General features: G+C 36.3%; 15 protein-coding genes. 12 read left to right on the top strand and 3 right to left on the bottom strand.

Annotated elements, in window-relative coordinates; all coding sequences use genetic code 11:
• Positions 1–53 precede the first annotated feature (53 nt).
• Entirely contained in the window at positions 54–1,124 is a 1,071-nt protein-coding gene (murG, locus tag HNP81_RS14310) for an undecaprenyldiphospho-muramoylpentapeptide beta-N-acetylglucosaminyltransferase (RefSeq protein WP_182503103.1), read from the top strand.
• A 226-nt stretch (positions 1,125–1,350) separates the two neighbouring features.
• On the opposite strand, the gene HNP81_RS14305 is transcribed toward murG, so the two are convergent.
• The gene (locus tag HNP81_RS14305; RefSeq protein WP_182503102.1) at positions 1,351–1,905 is read right to left on the bottom strand and encodes a GNAT family N-acetyltransferase; all 555 of its coding nucleotides are present in this window, start codon (positions 1,903–1,905) and stop codon (positions 1,351–1,353) included.
• Between the two features lie 350 nt (positions 1,906–2,255).
• Positions 2,256–3,038, bottom strand: coding sequence for an undecaprenyl-diphosphate phosphatase (locus tag HNP81_RS14300; protein WP_182503101.1), 783 nt, complete (start codon positions 3,036–3,038; stop codon positions 2,256–2,258).
• A 480-nt stretch (positions 3,039–3,518) separates the two neighbouring features.
• On the opposite strand from HNP81_RS14300, the gene HNP81_RS14295 reads away from it, so the two are divergent.
• The 5 genes from HNP81_RS14295 to dapF all read left to right on the top strand — a co-directional run bounded on the left by HNP81_RS14295 (position 3,519) and on the right by dapF (position 8,317).
• Complete coding sequence (locus HNP81_RS14295; RefSeq protein WP_028391435.1) at positions 3,519–3,839, top strand: DUF4870 domain-containing protein; 321 nt, start codon at positions 3,519–3,521, stop codon at positions 3,837–3,839.
• A gap of 306 nt (positions 3,840–4,145) precedes the next feature.
• Entirely contained in the window at positions 4,146–4,946 is an 801-nt protein-coding gene (locus HNP81_RS14290) for a hypothetical protein (protein ID WP_182503100.1), read from the top strand.
• A 103-nt stretch (positions 4,947–5,049) separates the two neighbouring features.
• Positions 5,050–5,622 (top strand): beta-class carbonic anhydrase, encoded by a 573-nt coding sequence (locus HNP81_RS14285; protein ID WP_028391433.1) that lies wholly within the window; start codon positions 5,050–5,052, stop codon positions 5,620–5,622.
• Between the two features lie 172 nt (positions 5,623–5,794).
• On the top strand, positions 5,795–7,096 hold the full coding sequence (locus HNP81_RS14280; protein WP_182503099.1) for an NCS2 family permease: 1,302 nt from the start codon (positions 5,795–5,797) through the stop codon (positions 7,094–7,096).
• A 231-nt stretch (positions 7,097–7,327) separates the two neighbouring features.
• Positions 7,328–8,317: a diaminopimelate epimerase gene (gene dapF / locus HNP81_RS14275; protein WP_182503098.1), complete on the top strand. Its 990-nt coding sequence runs from the start codon at positions 7,328–7,330 to the stop codon at positions 8,315–8,317.
• 129 nt (positions 8,318–8,446) lie between these two features.
• Here the strand turns inward: dapF and ligD are convergent, their stop codons facing one another.
• Positions 8,447–10,294, bottom strand: coding sequence for a DNA ligase D (gene ligD, locus HNP81_RS14270; RefSeq protein WP_182503097.1), 1,848 nt, complete (start codon positions 10,292–10,294; stop codon positions 8,447–8,449).
• Positions 10,295–10,431: 137 nt separating this feature from the next.
• Between ligD and ku the strand changes: the two genes are divergently transcribed.
• The 6 genes from ku (at position 10,432) to odhB (ending at position 19,279) form a co-directional block, all read left to right on the top strand.
• Complete coding sequence (ku, locus tag HNP81_RS14265; protein ID WP_182503096.1) at positions 10,432–11,271, top strand: non-homologous end joining protein Ku; 840 nt, start codon at positions 10,432–10,434, stop codon at positions 11,269–11,271.
• 214 nt (positions 11,272–11,485) lie between these two features.
• Positions 11,486–11,611, top strand: coding sequence for a hypothetical protein (locus tag HNP81_RS24335; RefSeq protein ID WP_281384506.1), 126 nt, complete (start codon positions 11,486–11,488; stop codon positions 11,609–11,611).
• 70 nt (positions 11,612–11,681) lie between these two features.
• The gene (locus HNP81_RS14260) at positions 11,682–13,337 is read left to right on the top strand and encodes a glycerol-3-phosphate dehydrogenase/oxidase (protein WP_182503095.1); all 1,656 of its coding nucleotides are present in this window, start codon (positions 11,682–11,684) and stop codon (positions 13,335–13,337) included.
• A 372-nt stretch (positions 13,338–13,709) separates the two neighbouring features.
• Positions 13,710–14,462: a polysaccharide deacetylase family protein gene (locus HNP81_RS14255; RefSeq protein WP_182503094.1), complete on the top strand. Its 753-nt coding sequence runs from the start codon at positions 13,710–13,712 to the stop codon at positions 14,460–14,462.
• Positions 14,463–15,183: 721 nt separating this feature from the next.
• A complete protein-coding gene (locus HNP81_RS14250) occupies positions 15,184–18,042 on the top strand; it encodes a 2-oxoglutarate dehydrogenase E1 component (protein WP_182503093.1) in 2,859 nt (952 codons plus the stop codon).
• A 1-nt stretch (position 18,043) separates the two neighbouring features.
• Positions 18,044–19,279 (top strand): 2-oxoglutarate dehydrogenase complex dihydrolipoyllysine-residue succinyltransferase, encoded by a 1,236-nt coding sequence (gene odhB / locus HNP81_RS14245; protein WP_182503092.1) that lies wholly within the window; start codon positions 18,044–18,046, stop codon positions 19,277–19,279.
• Positions 19,280–19,419 lie beyond the last annotated feature (140 nt).

Below are 19,419 nucleotides of genomic sequence, written 5' to 3'. Positions count from 1 at the left end.
GAAGATGTGGTATTATGAGGGGTAGAAATTTTTGGCTTTGGAAGGTGAATCATATGAAAAAGAAGATAGTGTTTACAGGTGGAGGATCTGCTGGACATGTTTCTGTCAATACAGCAATCATCCCTGAATTTTTGAAAAATAATTGGGAAGTTACATATATAGGCTCTGAAAAAGGAATCGAAAGAGAGATCATTGCAAAAGAATTTCCAACCGTCAGCTATCAAACGGTTTCAGTTGGAAAGTTGAGAAGATATATGTCATTGGAGAATTTAAAAGATCCGTTTCGAGTTATAAAAGGAATCTTCGATGCACGAAAAATTCTCAAAAAAATTCGCCCTGAATTCGTATTTTCAAAAGGCGGCTTCGTTTCAGTACCTGTCGTATTAGCAGCAAAAATGTTAAGAATCCCTGTGTTTATCCATGAATCCGATTATACTCCTGGATTAGCGAATAAACTGGCAATGCCATTTGCTTCGAAAATATTTACGACATTTGAAGAAACAGAAAAACATGTTGCTAAATCAAAATCCATTTATATTGGTGCTGTTCTTAGAGATGGAATTTTTAAGGGGGATGCCCTAAGAGGCAGAGAGAGAAGTGGTTTTGATCAAAGTAAGCCCGTTTTGCTTGTGATGGGTGGAAGCCTGGGTGCTGTCAAAATTAATAACCTTATAACGGAAAATCTTGATGATTTATTAGGGTTCTACCAGATTATTCACATTTGCGGCAAAGGAAATGTTCAAGAAGATCTACGAAGGAAAGGGTATCAGCCATTTGAATATGTTCATGAGGAATTATTCGATATGCTAGCTTGTGCCGATGTAGTCGTATCTCGTGCGGGATCAAATTCTATTTATGAATTTCTTGGGCTTGAAATACCGATGCTTCTCATTCCACTTAGTGCCAACGCTTCAAGAGGGGATCAAATTTTAAATGCAGCAAGCTTTGAAAATCAAGGTTTTTGCAAAGTTATTCAAGAGGAAAGTCTAACATATCAGGCTTTTTCTGACACGCTTGATCATTTAGTGGATGAATCACCACAATATAAAGCGAAAATGCATCAAAAACGTCCGTTTAAAACTGGAACAGAGATGTTTGAGTTGCTCCTACAGCTTCAAAAATAATTACTAATATGAAGTATATATGCCGAAATCCGGTAATAAGTTGAACAATCAGTGGGGGATGAAGAACCCCCCACTGATTGAAGTTTCGCTTTATCAAGTAGTAATTGAAACGGAAATATAAGAAAAACAAGCATGGATTCTCATCCATGCTTGTTTTTCTTGTTACAAAGCGTAACTATACAAATCGGCGAAAGATGCAATTTCTTCACTGATTTTTTTACTTAAATTATGCTTCTAATAAATGTTGAGTATCGTCTTCATCCTGTCGTAGAACATGAAGATTATAAAGATCTTTCGGTATTTCATAAAGATCATATATATCACCTTGCATATTTAATTGCTCATATAAATATTTACGGGATTCATTCGCTTTTAATGCGTAAGGTAATTTTTCTGCAGCTTTAATGGACCGTAAATTTTGCTTTCTTATTCTCATGAAAACAGTTTCGATACCAAGCTCAAAAAAAACCTCATTAAAAAATGCTTCTTTTGCCATAGAATTATAGCCTTTACCATGGTAAGGCTTCCCTAACCATGTTCCTAGAAAGCCAGCTTGATTTTCAATATCAAATAATGAAATGGTACCAATAGGTGTACCCCATTCATCGGTAATAGTTCTTGAAATCAATTCGCCTTTTTCTTCTGCTTCCATCGTTTGTTTCGTGACGAATAGATACTCTTCATAGGAATCTACTTTTTGGCGCACGAAAGGGAAGACATCTGGATGCGTCATAATTTCATAAAGAGGATAACAATCAGTAAAGTCTCTCTTTTTTAACATTTCCGTCCCTCCGTTTGAGGGCAGTCCTAGTGTATACCTGCTCTCACCCTCGAAATTTTTTAGTCATTCATCAAAAAATTTCGGGGTGGGAATCGAACCCACTAGAACCGGAAACCGGTGGCGCACCATTTGCCTTCCCTATTTTTATTTTCCAGCAATATTAAAAACAAAATATCCTAAAAAGATAATACTAAAAAAAGTTTAAAAAGAAAATAGGTTTTTGCTGTTTTTTTTTCAACAAATTTCAACAATTTTATGGGATATTAACTTACTTCACCAAAAAAGAATTTTATGAACAATTAGTTGTTCATTTTTAGCAAATTCAGTCTATTTTGCTGTTGAACGAGTGGCTAAAATTTTCCTGTATATTGAAGAAATAAAATCAGCCCACCTAATGTCCAAACATAAATAGAAAAGATTTTCAGAGATTTTCTTTTTAAAAAATTAATCATCCACATCACGGCTAAATAGCCGAAAAATGCGGAAGAGAGTGTGCCGAGAAATAGTGTTGAAAACGGTAAAGGGTCGATTGCTCCTGTGATGACTGGTTTCAATTGGAAGATGATTCCGCCGCTGATCGCTGGAATCGATAGTAAAAAAGAAAAATAGGCAGCAGTTGGGCGATCAAGCCTGCATAAAAGGCCTGCGGCTATCGTTAAACCAGAACGAGAAAGAGCTGGCATAATGGCACAAGCTTGAAAGGTTCCGATAATAAAGGCATCTTGAATAGAAATTTCATCAAGGTTTTTAGAGCCTCTACGAGAATTGTCAGCTATCCATAAAATAAATCCTGTAGCAAGAAATTCCCAGCCAACTGTCACACCTGTCTTGGATAATGTGTCAAACAAGTCATTGAGAAGAACCCCTGCAACGACAGCAGGTATCGTACCGACAATGAGCAATGCAGTTAATTTTGAAAAAGGCTTTTTAATTAAACGACTGAGTTCACCTTTATAAACAACGAGCAGTGCTAAAAGAGTGCCAATATGCAACATTGTATCAAGGTAGATACCAGCCTCATCTAAATGGAATAAATGCCTTCCTAAGTACAAATGACCTGTACTTGAAATAGGAAGGAACTCTGTTAGACCTTGTATAAGTCCGAGAATAACAGCGTGAATATCATTTAACAAAAGCTTCACCTCACTTTTAGTTCACTACAGACAATCATTACTTTAATATGTATGCCTGTCTACATTGAACATGTTCAATAAAATTTTTATTCAAAGTGAAACTTTTTCGGGAAAATTCGTATAAAATAGAGAGGGGATAAAGTGAGACTTCAATCAGTAGGAAGGTTTTCCTAATGATTGTTAGTCCCATTCTACTGTCGCTAAGACTTCGCTTTTGCTTCGATCAAACGACAGTACGAACAAAGGTTCAACGAACATAGCCTAAGTACACCGCTTCCTTTAGTCTTTCGTCTGAGTGACCCATACCTTATGGGCCTCAACTAAACTCTTTAGATCATAGCGGTAAGTTTCACTGTATCTCACCAATCGGACCTTAATGGGCAGTTAATCCCGCACCAATATTAATTTTGCATCCACAGAAACTTTTAGGTGAGGGGCATATTGCCCGTTAAGAGTAGGATAAAAGAGGAGGGGATTTTGATGCCGAATCAAGATGAAAAGTTTTTGGCAATGTTAATTTATTTAATTAGTTTTTTTACAGTTTTTATTGGTCCATTAATCATTTGGCTAATTAAAAAGGATTCTTCTAAATTTATAGATTATCATGGAAGGGAATATTTGAATTTCCTTATTTCTTATACAATCTATACATTTATTGCTTCGCTCACGTTTTTTATATTAATTGGTTTTGTGTTAGTTCCAGTTGTAGCTATTGCAGCCTTTATCTTTACGATTATTGGCGCTGTGAAAGCATATGAAGGTACTGAGTATAAGATTCCATTCATATTTCGTTTGTTATAAACACTTCGATAAGGGTCAGCCCTCTTACTCAATTCCAGTTTCTAGTGTGTTTACGACACATTCATTGCTGTAAATAGTAGCTAAGAGGGCAGACTACCTATTTCTACTTATGGGATTATCCAAATTTTGAAGCAAAAGTCCAGTTACCATTTTCCGATTTTTCCCTTTTTAGTTTTACCTCTGTTTAAGCCAAAAATCTCATTCTAATAGATCGTTTTTTGAATAAACTAATTGGACAAGTAGTTAGCGTACGTTTAAAAAAATTGCCGTTTTCCAATTATGAACATAGCCCATGGAGGAGACAGAATGGATATTCAGAAGTATTACGAAAAATCAGCGAAAATTTCCTTTTATGCAGCCATGATCTCACTAATCATTGCGATTCTCTTTTTTGTGTTGCATATTTCAGGAGTAATGGCTGGGAAAATCCTTTGGCTAACCTTGCCTTTTATTCTTCTTAGTATGAACTATTATATCCGTTTTCGATTGTATGAGAAGCACATGAGAGATTCGCAAGTATATATCCAGTCTAAAAGCATGCAGCTTTTTGACTCAGAGCATTTGTTGCTTGCCTTTCTGCCGGCACCGAGCTTAAGAATGCAGTTTTTTAATAAAGATGGTGCTGTTGTAGGGGAAATAAGAGATCAAGATATGTCTTGGTACAAGTGGCTTTTGCCAAATGTAGTATCGATGTTTATGCCAAAACGTTTCGGGTTATATGATTGTTTAGGAAATAGACTTGCTGAATTTCAGACAGGGTCAGGTTTGTGGAGCAATATGATAGTGAAGGATCATGAAGGAAATGAAATTGGACGTTATAAAGAAAATGCGAAAGTAGCTTTTCTTAAAACAACAGGGATGATTTCAAAACCAGATGGAACAGAATGGATTCCAATTAATATTGGAGGATTAAGCTCATTTCATTTGAAAGTGGACAATGGAAAAAAACTTGCTTCATTTCAAACAGGATGGATGCCGCGGGAATGGGGTAAACTATTTAAAAACCCTAATATGCCCATTTTAACTTTTCATGAAAAAGCAGATTTAGAAGATAAACTTGTGACGTTCGGTTTATTATCCGCGCTCTTTCACCATGTTTCGAATTGACGAGGTGACCCTCAAATAAATAGTAGGAATTGAAACTTTATTTATGCGAATGGTCAAATGTTTTGTTATAATTTAAGAATTCTATAGAAAAAGCGGTGAAATGATGAGTTTATTAGAAGAAATTATTACCTTTAATCAAAAATTCGTCGAAGAGGAAGAATATGTTAAATTCACAACAGACAAATTTCCTGACAAAAAATTACTTATACTTAGCTGTATGGACACTCGTCTTGTCGAGTTATTACCAAAATCGATGAATGTAAAAAATGGCGATGTGAAATTCGTTAAAACAGCAGGTGCAACAGTTTCTCATCCATTTGGAAGTGTAATGCGTAGTATGCTTGTTGCTGTTTATGAACTGAAAACAGATGAAATTTTCGTTGTCGGACACCATGATTGCGGCATGGCAGCGATAAATGCAGATGTAATGATTGAAGAAATGAAGGAACGCGACATTACAACTGAAACACTTAATACAATTGAAAACTCAGGAATTGATGTAAAGAAATGGTTGCGTGGGTTTGATGATGTAAGTGAAAGTGTAAAAAACAGTGTTAATATTATTAAAAACCACCCGTTGATGCCAAAAGGTATTGCAGTACATGGTCTTGTTATCGCACCTGATACAGGCAAGTTAGATGTAATAGTAGATGGTTACATAGATCTACATAAATAAAAAATAGTTTAATTTATTTGTTTAGGAGTGCACGTTCCATTGGGAGAAGAGTTTTGATTTTATGTCAATAATTAGATGATTAGTTTCTTAGTGAATTTTTGATAAACTCACAGTGTGTAGTTTGTCACATCTGCAAATGGGTGGGCGAGGGAAATAACTAAAAGGATGCAAAATGAAGAAAACAATCTTAGAATCTTACTTTAAGTTTGCAAAAAGCGGTACAACTGGAAAACGTGAAGTAATGGCTGGTCTTGTTAGCTATTTCACGATTGTTTATATCATCGTTGTTAATTCAATGATTCTTTCAGAGGCGGGAATTCCTCTGAATGGAGCAATTCTTGCAACGATTTTTATTTCTGCAATAGGTTGTATTTTCATGGGCCTATATGCAAATATGCCAATTATCCTTGTACCTGGCATGGGAATTAATGCAATGTTTGCATACACGATGGTGCAAGGAATGGGCCTAACATGGCAATCAGCGCTCGCTTGTGTGTCTGTGTCAGGACTTATATTCGTTGCTATTGCATATTCACGTTTTTTGGAAGTGATCAATGCAAGTATCCCGTCTTCTTTAAAAGAAGCGATTTCAATTGGACTTGGCTTGTTTCTCCTGTTTCTTGGATTGGAAAAAGGAGGGCTGATTACAGCTGGGTCCGCAACACTTCTTCAGGTGGGTAATTTTGGAAGTGCTGAAGTCATTGCGACGACTTTGACAATCATCCTTGCTTTTGTGCTTTTTATTCGCAATGTACCGGGCAATTTTCTACTTACAATTATAATTGGAACCGTGATTGCATACATTTGTGGAACAATTAATCTGACAGACATTACTTTCACAGTTCCAGAGGTTAGCGAGTATAAAGGCGTTTTCTTTGCTCTTACTTTTGTAGAAATCCATCGTTTCGAATTTTGGATTGCTGTTTTTTCAATGACTATGGTGCTTGTATTTGAGAATATTGGACTTGTTCATGGATATGTGAATAGCGTTGGCCAGCCTGATCGATACAAAAAAGCGTTTCAAGCAACTGGAATCTCTGTGCTTCTTTCCGGATTATTCGGGTCAAGTCCGCCAGTTGCAACTGTAGAAACAGCTGCTGGTATTGCAACTGGTGGACGTACTGGATTTACATCTATTGTTACAGGAATTCTGTTTATTTTCTCTTTATTGTTTGTACCTGTCATTAAAGTGATCCCAAACAGTGCAATCGCTCCAATATTAATCATTATTGGTATATTAATGCTTTCGAATATTAAACATCTTGACTTTGTTGATTTCTCAGAAAGTATCCCAGCCATAATGATTATTGTCATGATTCCCTATACACTTAGTATTCCTGATGGTATGGCTGTTGGATTTATCTTATATCCTGTATTAAAGATTGCTGCGGGCAAAGCTCAACAAGTATCTAAGCCGATGTATTTTATTGCAACTTTATTTCTTGTTTACTTTGTTATAGGAGTAATTAGTTAAAAATATGCTACTAACTAGGTGTCTGATTTCCACATTAATATCAGTTGTTACATAAGTAAGACACTTGATATTCTACAGTGGAAATTGGTCACCTTGGTTTTTATATCGGGCACTTATTGTTACGAGAATTTAGTATTGGATAAACTATTGCTTTCATTTTATTACGAGGCTGAAGTATTATATAAAAGCATTTTACATACAGATTTACTTTAGTTTGAGAGGAGTTTATCAATGATAATTGATATTTTAAAGTGCCATGGATCTGGTAATGATTTTTTATTGATAGATGAACTTACGAAAAATTATCGGTTTACAGAAGCTGATAGAAAACGCCTGGCACAAGCATTATGCAAGCGAGAGGGTTTACTTGGAGCAGATGGGATTTTATTTGTACTGAGAAGTGAGAAAGCTGACGCACGTATGCGTGTATTTAATGCAGATGGATCTGAAGCAAGTATGTGTGGCAATGGGTTACGTTGCGTAGCACGATTTGTTTGCGAGAAACTCGGTAAAGAACAACTATTAATTGAAACGATGAAAGCCGATTTAGCTGTTGAAAAAACAGCGGATTTATATCAAGGAATTCCAACGTTTAAAGTTGAGATTTCTCCAGTCCTTTTTAATGTGGAGTCATTGCCATTATCCATTAATCAAAAAACACTGATCAATGAACCACTTGTGCAGCTATCCGAAACATTAAAATTTACAGCATTGGCAGTCCCGAATCCACATTTGGTCTCGATTGTTGAACAAGATGTTCTTGATTCCGATGTTCAAGAAAAATTATCGCAATTTGTAAACAGTCCAAATGAATTATTTCCAGATGGAGTAAATGTCAGTTTTGTAAAACGATTAGAGACTGGTGCAATCTTTGTCCGGACGTATGAGCGTGGGGTTGGATTTACGAATGCTTGCGGAACGGCGATGTCAGCTGCAAGCCTTGTGACCTGTTTGAATGGTTTTAATGAAACAGAAAGAGAAATTTCCGTTTATAATAATGGTGGGCAAGTGAAATGCGTGGTTCATTTTCATGAAAATTCCAAAAAGAACTGGATTGACTTAATTGGAAATGGCACTTATGAATATAAAGCATCCATTGTATTAGAACTTAATAAGTGCGAAGAATTCAAGCTTCTGCATGAAGTACGGTATGACAAAGAAACAGCTTTGTATACAGCTTTCCAAAGTGAAGTTAAGACATACTTACAAACTGTATTGTAGGAACAATTTGGAGGGATTGTCTCATAACAAAAAGGTCAGCCCCACATCTACTAAAAATCGTTTATATTTGTATACATGGTACAATATACGATGTATTGAGTGTGAGGTCAGACCATTTTTTTAGACACTTTATTCTTTTTTCCGTTTCAGAAATTCTAGAATTTCCGAAAATGGTTGCTGTACCCGAACAAAATTGTACTCTTTAAACGGACAACCATGTTTTTTTATTCGTTTAGGTACATTTGAGACGTTGTAATTTCTAATATGAACACCTTCGCTTAATTCCTCCCAAAACAGTGGTGTAGCCACTCCAGCAAAACTATTACCGCGAGTTGAATAAGGTGTAATGATTGTTTTCCCTTCATGATGTTGAACGAAATCAAGATACAAACGCTGATATCGATTTTTTTTTAAGCGTTCTATTGTAAAGTCATCAGGAAATGTACTTGTTAAATAATCCCCAAGAAATTTAGTGAAAACCCTCGTATCTTCGTACGAAAAAGTCTCTCTAGGTAATGGTATATGCACTTGAAGTCCTTTATTTCCTGAAGTCTTAATAAATGAAAAGATACCAAGAGGCTTTAGTATTTGATATATCTCCAATGCGGCCTTTGCAGCTAGGTTGAACTGCTCTTCAGAGGGAGGGTCAAGATCAAGGACAAGCTCGTCCGGCATTGAATTTCCAGCAGCTTGAAAAGGTGTGTGAAATTCAATCGCAAGCTGGTTCCCAAGCCAAATTAGTGTTTGCAAGTCTTTGCATACAATGTAGTTATGATTATTTTCTGGGATTGTATGAACAAAATCTGGTGCATAGTCTGGAACGTTTTTTTGAAAAAATTTATCATTGGCAATTACACCATGTGGATATCTAATACTGGTTAGTAAGCGATTTTCTAAATAGGGAAGCATCCAAGAAGAAACTTCTCTTAAGTATTGTAAGTATTGAAGTTTGGTAAAAGAGCCATTTTCTAAAGTCCAAAGCGGTTTGAGAGGTGATGTAATGGCCAGTTTTTCAGGAAAAGTAAATTGGGAAATAATAAAATCTTCCCATAGACAATCTTCAGGACTTTTATCCAATAAAAAATGAGAAAATTGTGGTTCCCGCAACTCAATTTCTTCATAAACGTGCAAAAAATGGACAGCAATACAAATAGAAGGGTGGATATAAAAAGAAGGACTAGAATGCATATGGGCATTCTTCTTCACCAGTTCTACTAAAATGCGATAATCCTCTGCAGAAAAACCATTCTTCACTTGTCCAATCTCACAAATGGTTTTATCGTTAAATACCCCTAATGAAAAATATCCGTTATTTTCATGATAAGAAGTAATGAAACAGTGAGTTGTTTTCCAATTTTTTGTTTTAATCCAATCGCTAGACCGTTTTCCCTCAGACCATACTGATTTAATTTGTTTTGCTACTATACCTTCACCATCATGTAATAGGATTTGCTCTGCAATTGAAGGTAAATCAAGACTGTTGGGAGCATATTGTAAAAGTTGATTCGAATTTGGTTTTGGGAATAAAGGACATTCTATGTTACGAAAAAATTCCCGCAGTTGCTGTTTTCTGATCGTATACTCTAAGTTGATTAGTGAAATTCCTTTATGCATCAGAATATCAAAAGCTATATATCTGCACGGTGAAGCTTGGGCACTTTCTTCAATGGTTTTTGTACGCCGTAATCTACCTCTCCATTGAATAGCTTGAAAATTGGCTTTAAGCGGATTTTCAAGCCAAACAAGTTCGCCATCAAGCGCAAGAGGTAAATGTTCATGTAATAATGGTCGCAAGTTTTCTATGAAGTCTTCAATTTCAGGGAATTGTGGGAGTAATTCCTTGCCATTTCTACTTAATAGCGAAATGCTGGACTTTCTAATGGTTAACTGACCCCGAAATCCATCATACTTTGGCTCGTAATTCCATTGACTTCCGGTAGGAGCTTGTGGGTGATACGTTGGAAGCATCGGTTTCATTAAAATCCATCCCCTTTTAATCCAAACATTATTTACTTTTATTCTTAACAATCAACTGATTCTTACACTGGCAAAAGTTTTCACAGGAAAATCTCAAAAAGTATGGAACACTAACGGTAAAAAAGAAGGTGATTGTTATGCATACAATGTGGAAAGGGAGCATTAGCTTTGGGTTGGTTAATATTCCAATTAAATTACATGCTGCTACAGAAGACAAAGATATTTCATTACGTACTCTTCATAAAGAATGTCATTCACCAATAAAATATGAGAAAGTTTGTCCTATTTGTGATAAAGAAGTAGGAAAAGATGATATAGTTCGTGCTTATGAGTACACAAAAGGAAAATTTGTTGTCCTTCCAGACGAAGAGTTAGAAAAGTTAAAAAAAGAAAATGAAGATAAAGCTGTTGAAATAATTGATTTTGTAAAAATTGAGGAAATTGACCCTATTTATTTTAATCGAAGTTATTATATGAGCCCAAACGAAGGCGGAGTGAAGGCTTATGCATTATTGAGAAAAGCGTTAGAAACTTCAGGAAAAGTCGGTCTAGCGAAGATTATTATTCGTTCAAAAGAACAATTGGCTGTTATTCGGGTATTAGAAAATACTCTTTTGATGGAAACGATTCACTATCCTGATGAAGTCAGGTCTACTGTAGATGTACCGAATATCCCTGCAGAAGAGCAGGTTACAAAAAAAGAATTAGATACAGCGATTTTATTAATTGATCAATTAACGACTGATTTTGATCCTGATAAATATCATGACGAATATCGAACAGCTTTAATGAATTTGATTGAATCAAAAAAGTCTGGACAAAAAACAGTTACCTCAAAAATGAAAGCACCACAAACTTCAAATGTGACCGATCTAATGGCAGCGCTGCAAGCTTCAATCGACAAAACGAAGCCAGAAGGGACAAGACAAAAGAAAACAGTGCGTAAACGAGCAACACCGAAAAAAATGCAAGCTTAAATCTGCAATTCGTTTCTTAACCTAAAAGAAATATTAGACGAGGCGAAAAGTATGGATTCTAATCTTACATTCTCCTTTCTAAAATGAGGAAGATATTGTATAATTAAGTTAAGTTAATAGTCGGCTAGGTGATTTTGAGAGACCATAAATGCATAGCAATTGCTGTGTACGTTGTGGTCTCTTTTTGTATGTAGGACAGGGGAGACGGGGCTTCGTGACTAAGATAATCGATTTATCAGGTATTTACGGATTTAATCGAGAAAGCATCCAAAATTCCGGCTCCGCACTGCCACCATTTAGTACAGGTGAGTGTAACGTGCTTCTTAATATATTCTCATAATAAATGGAGGCATTATAACACCATATTCGTTTTGTATCAAACATTCCAACTATAAAGGAGGAAAAAAGCGATGAAATTTTCAAGCTTGGATAGAAATGAGAGAATACAAAAAATCCAAGAACAAGAATTTGATTTATTAGTGATCGGTGGGGGGATTACAGGTTCAGGCATCGCACTTGATGCAACTACTCGAGGGATGAAAACAGTATTAGTGGAAATGCAAGATTTCGCAGCAGGTACCTCAAGCCGCTCCACAAAACTTGTTCATGGTGGTCTTCGTTATTTAAAACAGTTCGAAGTTGGTGTAGTTGCTGAAGTAGGAAAGGAACGTGCGGTAGTGTATGAAAATGGGCCGCACGTAACAATACCAGAATGGATGCTTTTGCCTATTTACTCAGGAGGTACATATGGCAAATTTTCAACTTCAATTGGTTTGCGGTTTTATGATTTTTTAGCTGGAGTAAAAACAAATGAGCGAAGAACAATGCTATCAGTAACAGAAACAATAATGAAAGAACCTCTACTAAAACGAAAAGGCTTAGTGGGAGGAGGTTATTATGTAGAATACCGGACAGATGATGCACGATTAACGATCGAAGTGGTAAAGAGGGCATCAGAGCTAGGTGCTGAATTACTAAATTATGTGAAAGTAGTTGATTTTATTAATGAAACTGGCAAAGTGATAGGAGCGGTCGTGGAAAATATGTTGACTAAGCAAACGTTTACTATAAAAGCGAAGAAAGTCATTAATGCTTCAGGTCCATGGGTGGAGACGCTTTTACAAAAAGATCGTTCAAAACAAGGTAAAACACTACAATTAACTAAGGGCGTACATATTGTAATTGACCAATCTAATTTTCCTTTGAAGCAAGCTGTTTACTTTGATGCACCGGATGGGAGAATGATCTTTGCTATTCCACGTGCGGGCAAAGCATATATAGGGACAACCGACACTTTTTATGAAAACGATCCAATTCATCCTAAAATGACAATAGCAGATCGTGACTATCTTCTCGAAACGATTAAATTCATGTTTCCAGATGTGACTATTAGCTATGATATTGTTGAATCCAGTTGGGCTGGTGTTCGTCCACTTATTTATGAAGATGGAAAGGATCCATCAGAAATTTCTAGGAAAGATGAAATTTGGGTCTCTGACTCAGGATTAGTTACAATCGCAGGTGGTAAATTAACTGGATATCGTAAAATGTCCCAACAAGTACTTGATAAAGTTGCGAAAAGCTTCGAGATAGATTACGGAATTAAATTTGACAAATGCCAAACTAAGGATATCCGAATCTCTGGTGGTGAAGTGGGCGGATCGAAAAACTTTCATGCATATGTTAAATCTCAAAAAGTAAAGGGAGAAGCAGTTGGACTAGACTCTAATCAAGCCTTGGCAATTGCAAAAATGTATGGTTCTAATGCATCTGATGTTTTTGCACTTATTAATGGAAAACAAAGTGAAGCTATGAAATATCAACTTCCATTAGACATTTATGGCATGCTCGTTTATGCGATTCATTTTGAAAGAACTGTAACCCCTGTTGACTTTTTTATGAGACGGTCAGGTTTGATCTTGTTTAATATTGATGGAGCAAAAGCTTGGCAAGATGGAGTGATAAACTATATGAGTGATATCTTTCAATGGACAGAAACGGAAAAACAGCAATATACCATTGAGTTAGAAGAACAATTATATGCTGCGCAGCATCCAGAGGAATAACTAAAAAAGGTATCCCATAAAGGTCTAACCTCACACTCTAAATCAGTATGCAGTGTCTCAACACGTACTCTATACTGTTTAGCTGTTGTGGGTTTTTTCCATTTACTTTTGGGACACCTTCTTTTTTTCTGAAGGTAAAAACTCAACCTTTGTTTACGTCTATTACATGATTCTTAACATAAAAAATCTTAGGACGAGCAACTTAATAATAAAGTGAAACTTCAATCAGTTGGGAGCTTCCCACCATAGATTGTTAATTTAAACCGATCAGGGATTAACAGGCTGTATATCCCCCTATTTTTTCGATAAACGTAAATTGAGGGGGATTACATCCTGTTAAACCGGGATAAAAAAAGAAAGGTTGGACATAAGATGAGAGTACTTCTTAGCTTTCTAATTATCACAATGTATTCATTCACAATTGGAATAACTATTTATGCAATCCCCATTCCTGATGAATTAGCCCCACTAACCAACACATCAGAATTCGCAGAACGAAAGGTTGCTTATTTAACCTTTGATGACGGACCGTCACAAAATACAATTCCAATTCTCGATATATTAGACAAGTACCATACTAAGGCTACCTTTTTTGTTATGGCAAATCGACAAAGCTATGCGAAACATGCTTATGAAGAAATGATTAAACGCGGTCATACAATTGCCCTGCATTCGAATACCCATGATTATCGAGTGATTTACAGATCGAAAGAGGATTTTTTTAAAGATATGGGAAAGTTAGAATCGCTGCTAGATCATCAATATTCCATAAATACAAAATTGATTCGCTTTCCAGGTGGTTCAAATAACATGCTTATCCAAAGATATGATAAAAAATCAATTCGTACAGATATTATTTCAGAACTTGAAAAAAGGGGCTATACGTATTTTGACTGGAATGTAGACTCAAAGGACGGCATTAGTCCGATGATTAGTCAACAGACAATCACTCAATCCGTTTTAAAAGGGGCTAAGAAGCATAAGCAAGCTGTAATTTTACTGCATGATATAGATGATATGAAAAACACTGTTAAAGCATTACCCGATATCATTAGCGGGTTAAAAAATCAAGGTTTCGAGTTTGAAATGTTAACGGAAAACAATGGAAAAGTTCAATTTCGATAAGTGAAATCAGTGGGGGCCTTATCCCCCACCTATCTTCATTTTTTAGAAACATTCCTAGGGTCTTATTATCTGTAAATAGCAGAATAAAAAGGGGATTGAGACAGTGTGTAAATAGATAATCTATTTATCTAAACAGATTCAAAAGTAAATGCTTACAAAATATACAGTCAAGTGTAGTTATATATCAGAATTAACTGTCAATTTAGTATGTGATTTAACCCTTAAGGACAATCTGCTTCATTATGAAAGTCTATTCAAAAAATTATTGTTAAAAACTTTAAATATATGAAAGTAATCCGATTATTATGTATAATAATTTCGGGATTAATAGAAAAGTTAAATATTCGATGTATGGTATAGCCAAATTTCTACGTTTATAAAAACTTAGTAAACTTAATCCTATTACATAAATTACTAGAGTGTTAAAAAAGAAATAGGCAGAAAAAAGCTGAATTATGGAGGTATTTTAAGATGTTAGTCATATATTATTGTATTAAGTCAGGATGATTGTGTTTTTTCCTCTATTTTTCTACGTTTAACCTTTGGATATTTGTTAAAAACATGGTAGTATAATTATTGAAAACGTTTTATCCTTTAAATATTGATAATAGTATAAAAATATAACTTTTTTTTAGAGGTTCTTATTAAAAAGTTAGCTAATATCAGCGGGGATGGGTAAAACGAAATAAAAATTATTAGTTAAATTTGGGGGTTAAAAAAAATGACCATCAAGGAAGCTAAGGCATATGACCCATGGAAAGCTTTTTCTGGTCCAAACCTTGGGTACGTCTTGGAGCAATACGACCTATTTCAACAAGATCCGGATTTAGTCGATCAAGAGCTAAAAAACTTTTTTGAAATTTCCGGACCACCTACAGTAAATAATGTGGCAGGTCAAACAACAGTCGTAGAAAATCATACGGCTATGGTTTCGACAGTGGATGTACTGTCAATGAAGAAAATCACATCTGCTGTTAAACTAACAGAAAATATTCGTTCATATGGTCATTTAGCAGCGAATATTAATCCGTTAAACAAAGGGTTAGATAACGAACTTCTCCATTTGGAGAAATATGGTTTAACAGCTGACGATTTGCGTAAAATTCCAGCTGACTTTATTTGTCCTGAATCACCTGAATCCATTAAAGATGGTTATGAAGCATTTCGTTATTTAAAGGAGTTATATACAAAAACAATTGCTTTTGAATTTTCACAAGTGAATGATTTGGAAGAAAGACAATGGCTTATTGATGCAGTGGAATCAGGAAGTATTTTTCCTGAGGTTACAAATGAGAGAAAAGCCATTTTATATAAAAGATTAGCGGAAGTTGAAGGATTTGAGAAATTTCTTCACCGTACGTATGTTGGGCAAAAGCGCTTTTCAATTGAAGGGCTAGATATGCTTGTCCCGGTTCTTGATCATTTAATATCTCAAACTGTACAAAATGGCACATCTAATGTAAATATTGCCATGGCGCACCGTGGACGTTTGAATGTATTAGCACATGTACTTGGTAAACCGTATGAAATCATTTTCTCTGAATTCCAGCATAGCCCTAATAAGGATTTAGTTCCTTCTGAAGGGTCAATAGGCATTAATTATGGTTGGACAGGTGACGTTAAATATCATCTAGGATTAGATACACTCATCACAAATGGAAATACTCAAAAAGCAAGAATTACACTAGCTAATAACCCGTCTCATTTAGAGGTGGTAGGTCCGGTCGTTGAAGGATATTCTCGAGCAGCACAAGAAGATCGGACAGAAGCTGGCTTCCCAAAACAAGATATCTCTCGCTCAATGGCGATTCTTATACATGGTGATGCGGCATTTCCAGGGGAAGGCATTGTTCCTGAAACGCTTAATTTAAGTCGTTTAAAAGGGTACCAAACAGGTGGTACGATTCATATTATCGCAAACAATATGATTGGATTTACGACTGAAAGCGAAGACTCTCGTTCTACTAAATATGCAAGTGATCCGGCAAAAGGCTTTGAAGTACCGATTGTACATGTGAACGCAGATGACCCAGAAGCATGCCTTGCAGCTGTTACGCTTGCAATTCAATATCGTGAAAAGTTCAAGAAAGATTTCTTGATAGATTTAATCGGCTATAGAAGGTTTGGTCATAACGAAATGGATGAACCGTTAGTTACCCAACCGGAAATGTACGGTTTAATTCAAAAACATCCAACTGTTAAAGAATTATACGGAAAAAAATTGCTTGAAGCGAGTGCAATCAATAAAGAAGAACTGGATGCACTAACAGAGCAAGTTGAAGAGAAATTGAAAAAAGCTTATGACAGAATTTCTGGCAACAAACCAGAAGCTGTATGTGAACTTGATCCGCCACAGACTATCGAAAAAGGATTTCCAAAACTGGATACTACTGTAGCAGCAGAAGATATAATTCGAATGAATGAGAGTCTTGTTAAATGGCCAGAAGGGTTCCAGATCAATAAGAAGTTAGGTCGTATTCTTTCTCGTCGTCTGGATTCTTTGGGAGAAGATGGGAAAATTGATTGGGCCCATGCTGAAACATTAGCATTTGCTTCAATACTTTCAGATGGAACACCGATTCGATTAACTGGGCAAGACTCTGAACGAGGAACATTTGCCCAAAGAAACATTGTATTACATGACAGTGAAGATGGCAAAACATACTCACCGCTTCATACATTAGAGACTGCTAAAGCATCTTTTGCTGTTCACAATAGCCCTTTGACAGAAACCGCAGTACTTGCGTTTGAATACGGATATAATGTTTTTGCACCTGAAACGCTTGTACTTTGGGAAGCGCAGTTCGGTGATTTTGCTAATACGGCACAAGTAATCTTCGACCAGTTTATTGCTGCAGGTCGTGCTAAATGGGGACAGAAATCTGGACTCGTCATGCTATTACCACATGGGTATGAAGGGCAAGGTCCGGAACATTCTAGCGCGCGTCTAGAACGTTATCTTCAACTGGCAGGGGAAAATAACTGGACAGTCGCTAATTTAAGTTCTGCAGCTCAATATTTCCATTTATTAAGAAGACAAGCGAAAATTCTTGAAATGGAACAAGTTCGCCCGTTAGTGATTATGGCTCCAAAAAGTATGTTGCGTAATCAAGTGATGGCATCTTCTTTAGCTGAATTCACGGATGGAGAATTCCAGTCATTTATAGAAACGGCTACTTTAGGTCAAAATCCGAGTGCAATTGAGAGAATTATTCTTTGTACAGGTAAAATAGCAGTAGAGATACGTGAAAAGATTGCAAATGAATCAGATACTGATTGGCTCCAAGTCATCAGCCTTGAAGAAATTTACCCATTCCCATTAAAGAAAGTAAAGGAAGCTTTCGCAAAATATCCAAATTTAAAAGAAATTGTATGGCTTCAAGAAGAACCAAAGAATATGGGAGCATGGACGTTTGTTGAGCCACGCTTATATGCATCAGCTCCAGATGGAGTTTCCATCACTTACATTGGCAGAAAACGGAGATCAAGTCCATCAGAAGGGGATCCACTTGTTCACAAGCAAGAACAGAACCGTATTATGACTGAATCAATTACGCGTACTAACGAGGGGGAGAATTAAAATGGCTGAAGTAAAAGTGCCTGAACTAGCAGAATCAATTTCAGAAGGAACGATTGCACAATGGTTAAAACAACCAGGGGAAACGGTTGAAAAGGGAGAGTATTTATTAGAACTTGAAACAGATAAAGTAAATGTTGAAATCATCTCCGATTATGATGGTACATTATCAGAATTACTAGCAGCAGAAGGGGATACCGTTCAAGTCGGACAAGCTATTGCTGTAGTTAATGAAGGCGGAGCAGGTGAAGTGGCTAAACCTAAAGCAGAAGCACCTGTTGTAGAGGAAGTAAAGGCAGAAGAAGTTAAATCTGAACCTACTACTCAAGTTGAGAATGGTAGTCAAAGAACGATTGCTTCACCTGCAGCACGCAAACTTGCACGTGAAAAAGGGATTGATTTATCTCAAGTCCCAGCTGTTGATCCTCTTGGCCGAGTAAGAATCCAAGATGTAGTAGCTGCGAATGCACCGGTACAAAAAAGTGTCCAAGAGCCGGTACCAGCAAAACCTGCAACAATAACGCAAACAGAAAGTGATGATCGAGTAGAAGTCGTGAAAATGTCTCGTCGTCGTCAAACGATTGCGAAACGTTTAGTAGAAGTACAGCACGAAGCAGCCATGTTGACAACTTTTAACGAAGTTGACATGACAGCTGTTATGGATTTACGGAAACGTCATAAAGATGCATTCGTAAAACAAAACGATGTGAAGCTTGGTTTCATGTCATTCTTTACAAAGGCAGTAATTGGCGCTCTTAAGAAATATCCTTTACTTAATGCAGAAATTAATGGGAACGAAATTCTTAAGAAAAAATTCTATGACATTGGTGTTGCTGTATCGACTGATGAAGGCTTAGTTGTACCGGTCGTACGTGATGCAGATCGAAAAAGTTTTGCTGAAATCGAACAATCAATTAGCGATCTCGCTGTTAAAGCAAGAAACAATAAATTAGCGCTTTCAGATCTTTCAGGTGGAACGTTCACAATTACAAACGGCGGAACATTTGGATCATTGCTGTCTACTCCAATTCTTAATGCACCACAAGTCGGAATTCTTGGAATGCACAAAATCCAAGTAAGACCTGTAGCGATTGATAATGATAATTTTGAAAACAGACCAATGATGTATTTAGCACTTTCTTATGATCACCGCATCGTCGATGGAAAAGAAGCTGTAGGATTCTTGGTAACTGTTAAGGAATTACTTGAAGATCCAGAACAACTATTACTACAAGGTTGATGCAAAAATCCCCGATCAGATTTTTATCTGATCGGGGATTTTTTTTGATTTGGCTCTTTTCGTAAAGAATGTTGTTTTTAGCAAGAAACCAATTCGAACAGATGTTGATCTTAGTTACAGGTGCGAGACTCCTGCGGGAA

Origin of the sequence: Peribacillus huizhouensis (assembly GCF_014138605.1) — a bacterium.
Taxonomy (GTDB): Bacteria; Bacillota; Bacilli; order Bacillales; family DSM-1321; genus Peribacillus; species Peribacillus huizhouensis.
Note: the sequence above shows the minus strand (reverse complement) of the source record. Positions and strands in the feature narration are given on the sequence as shown.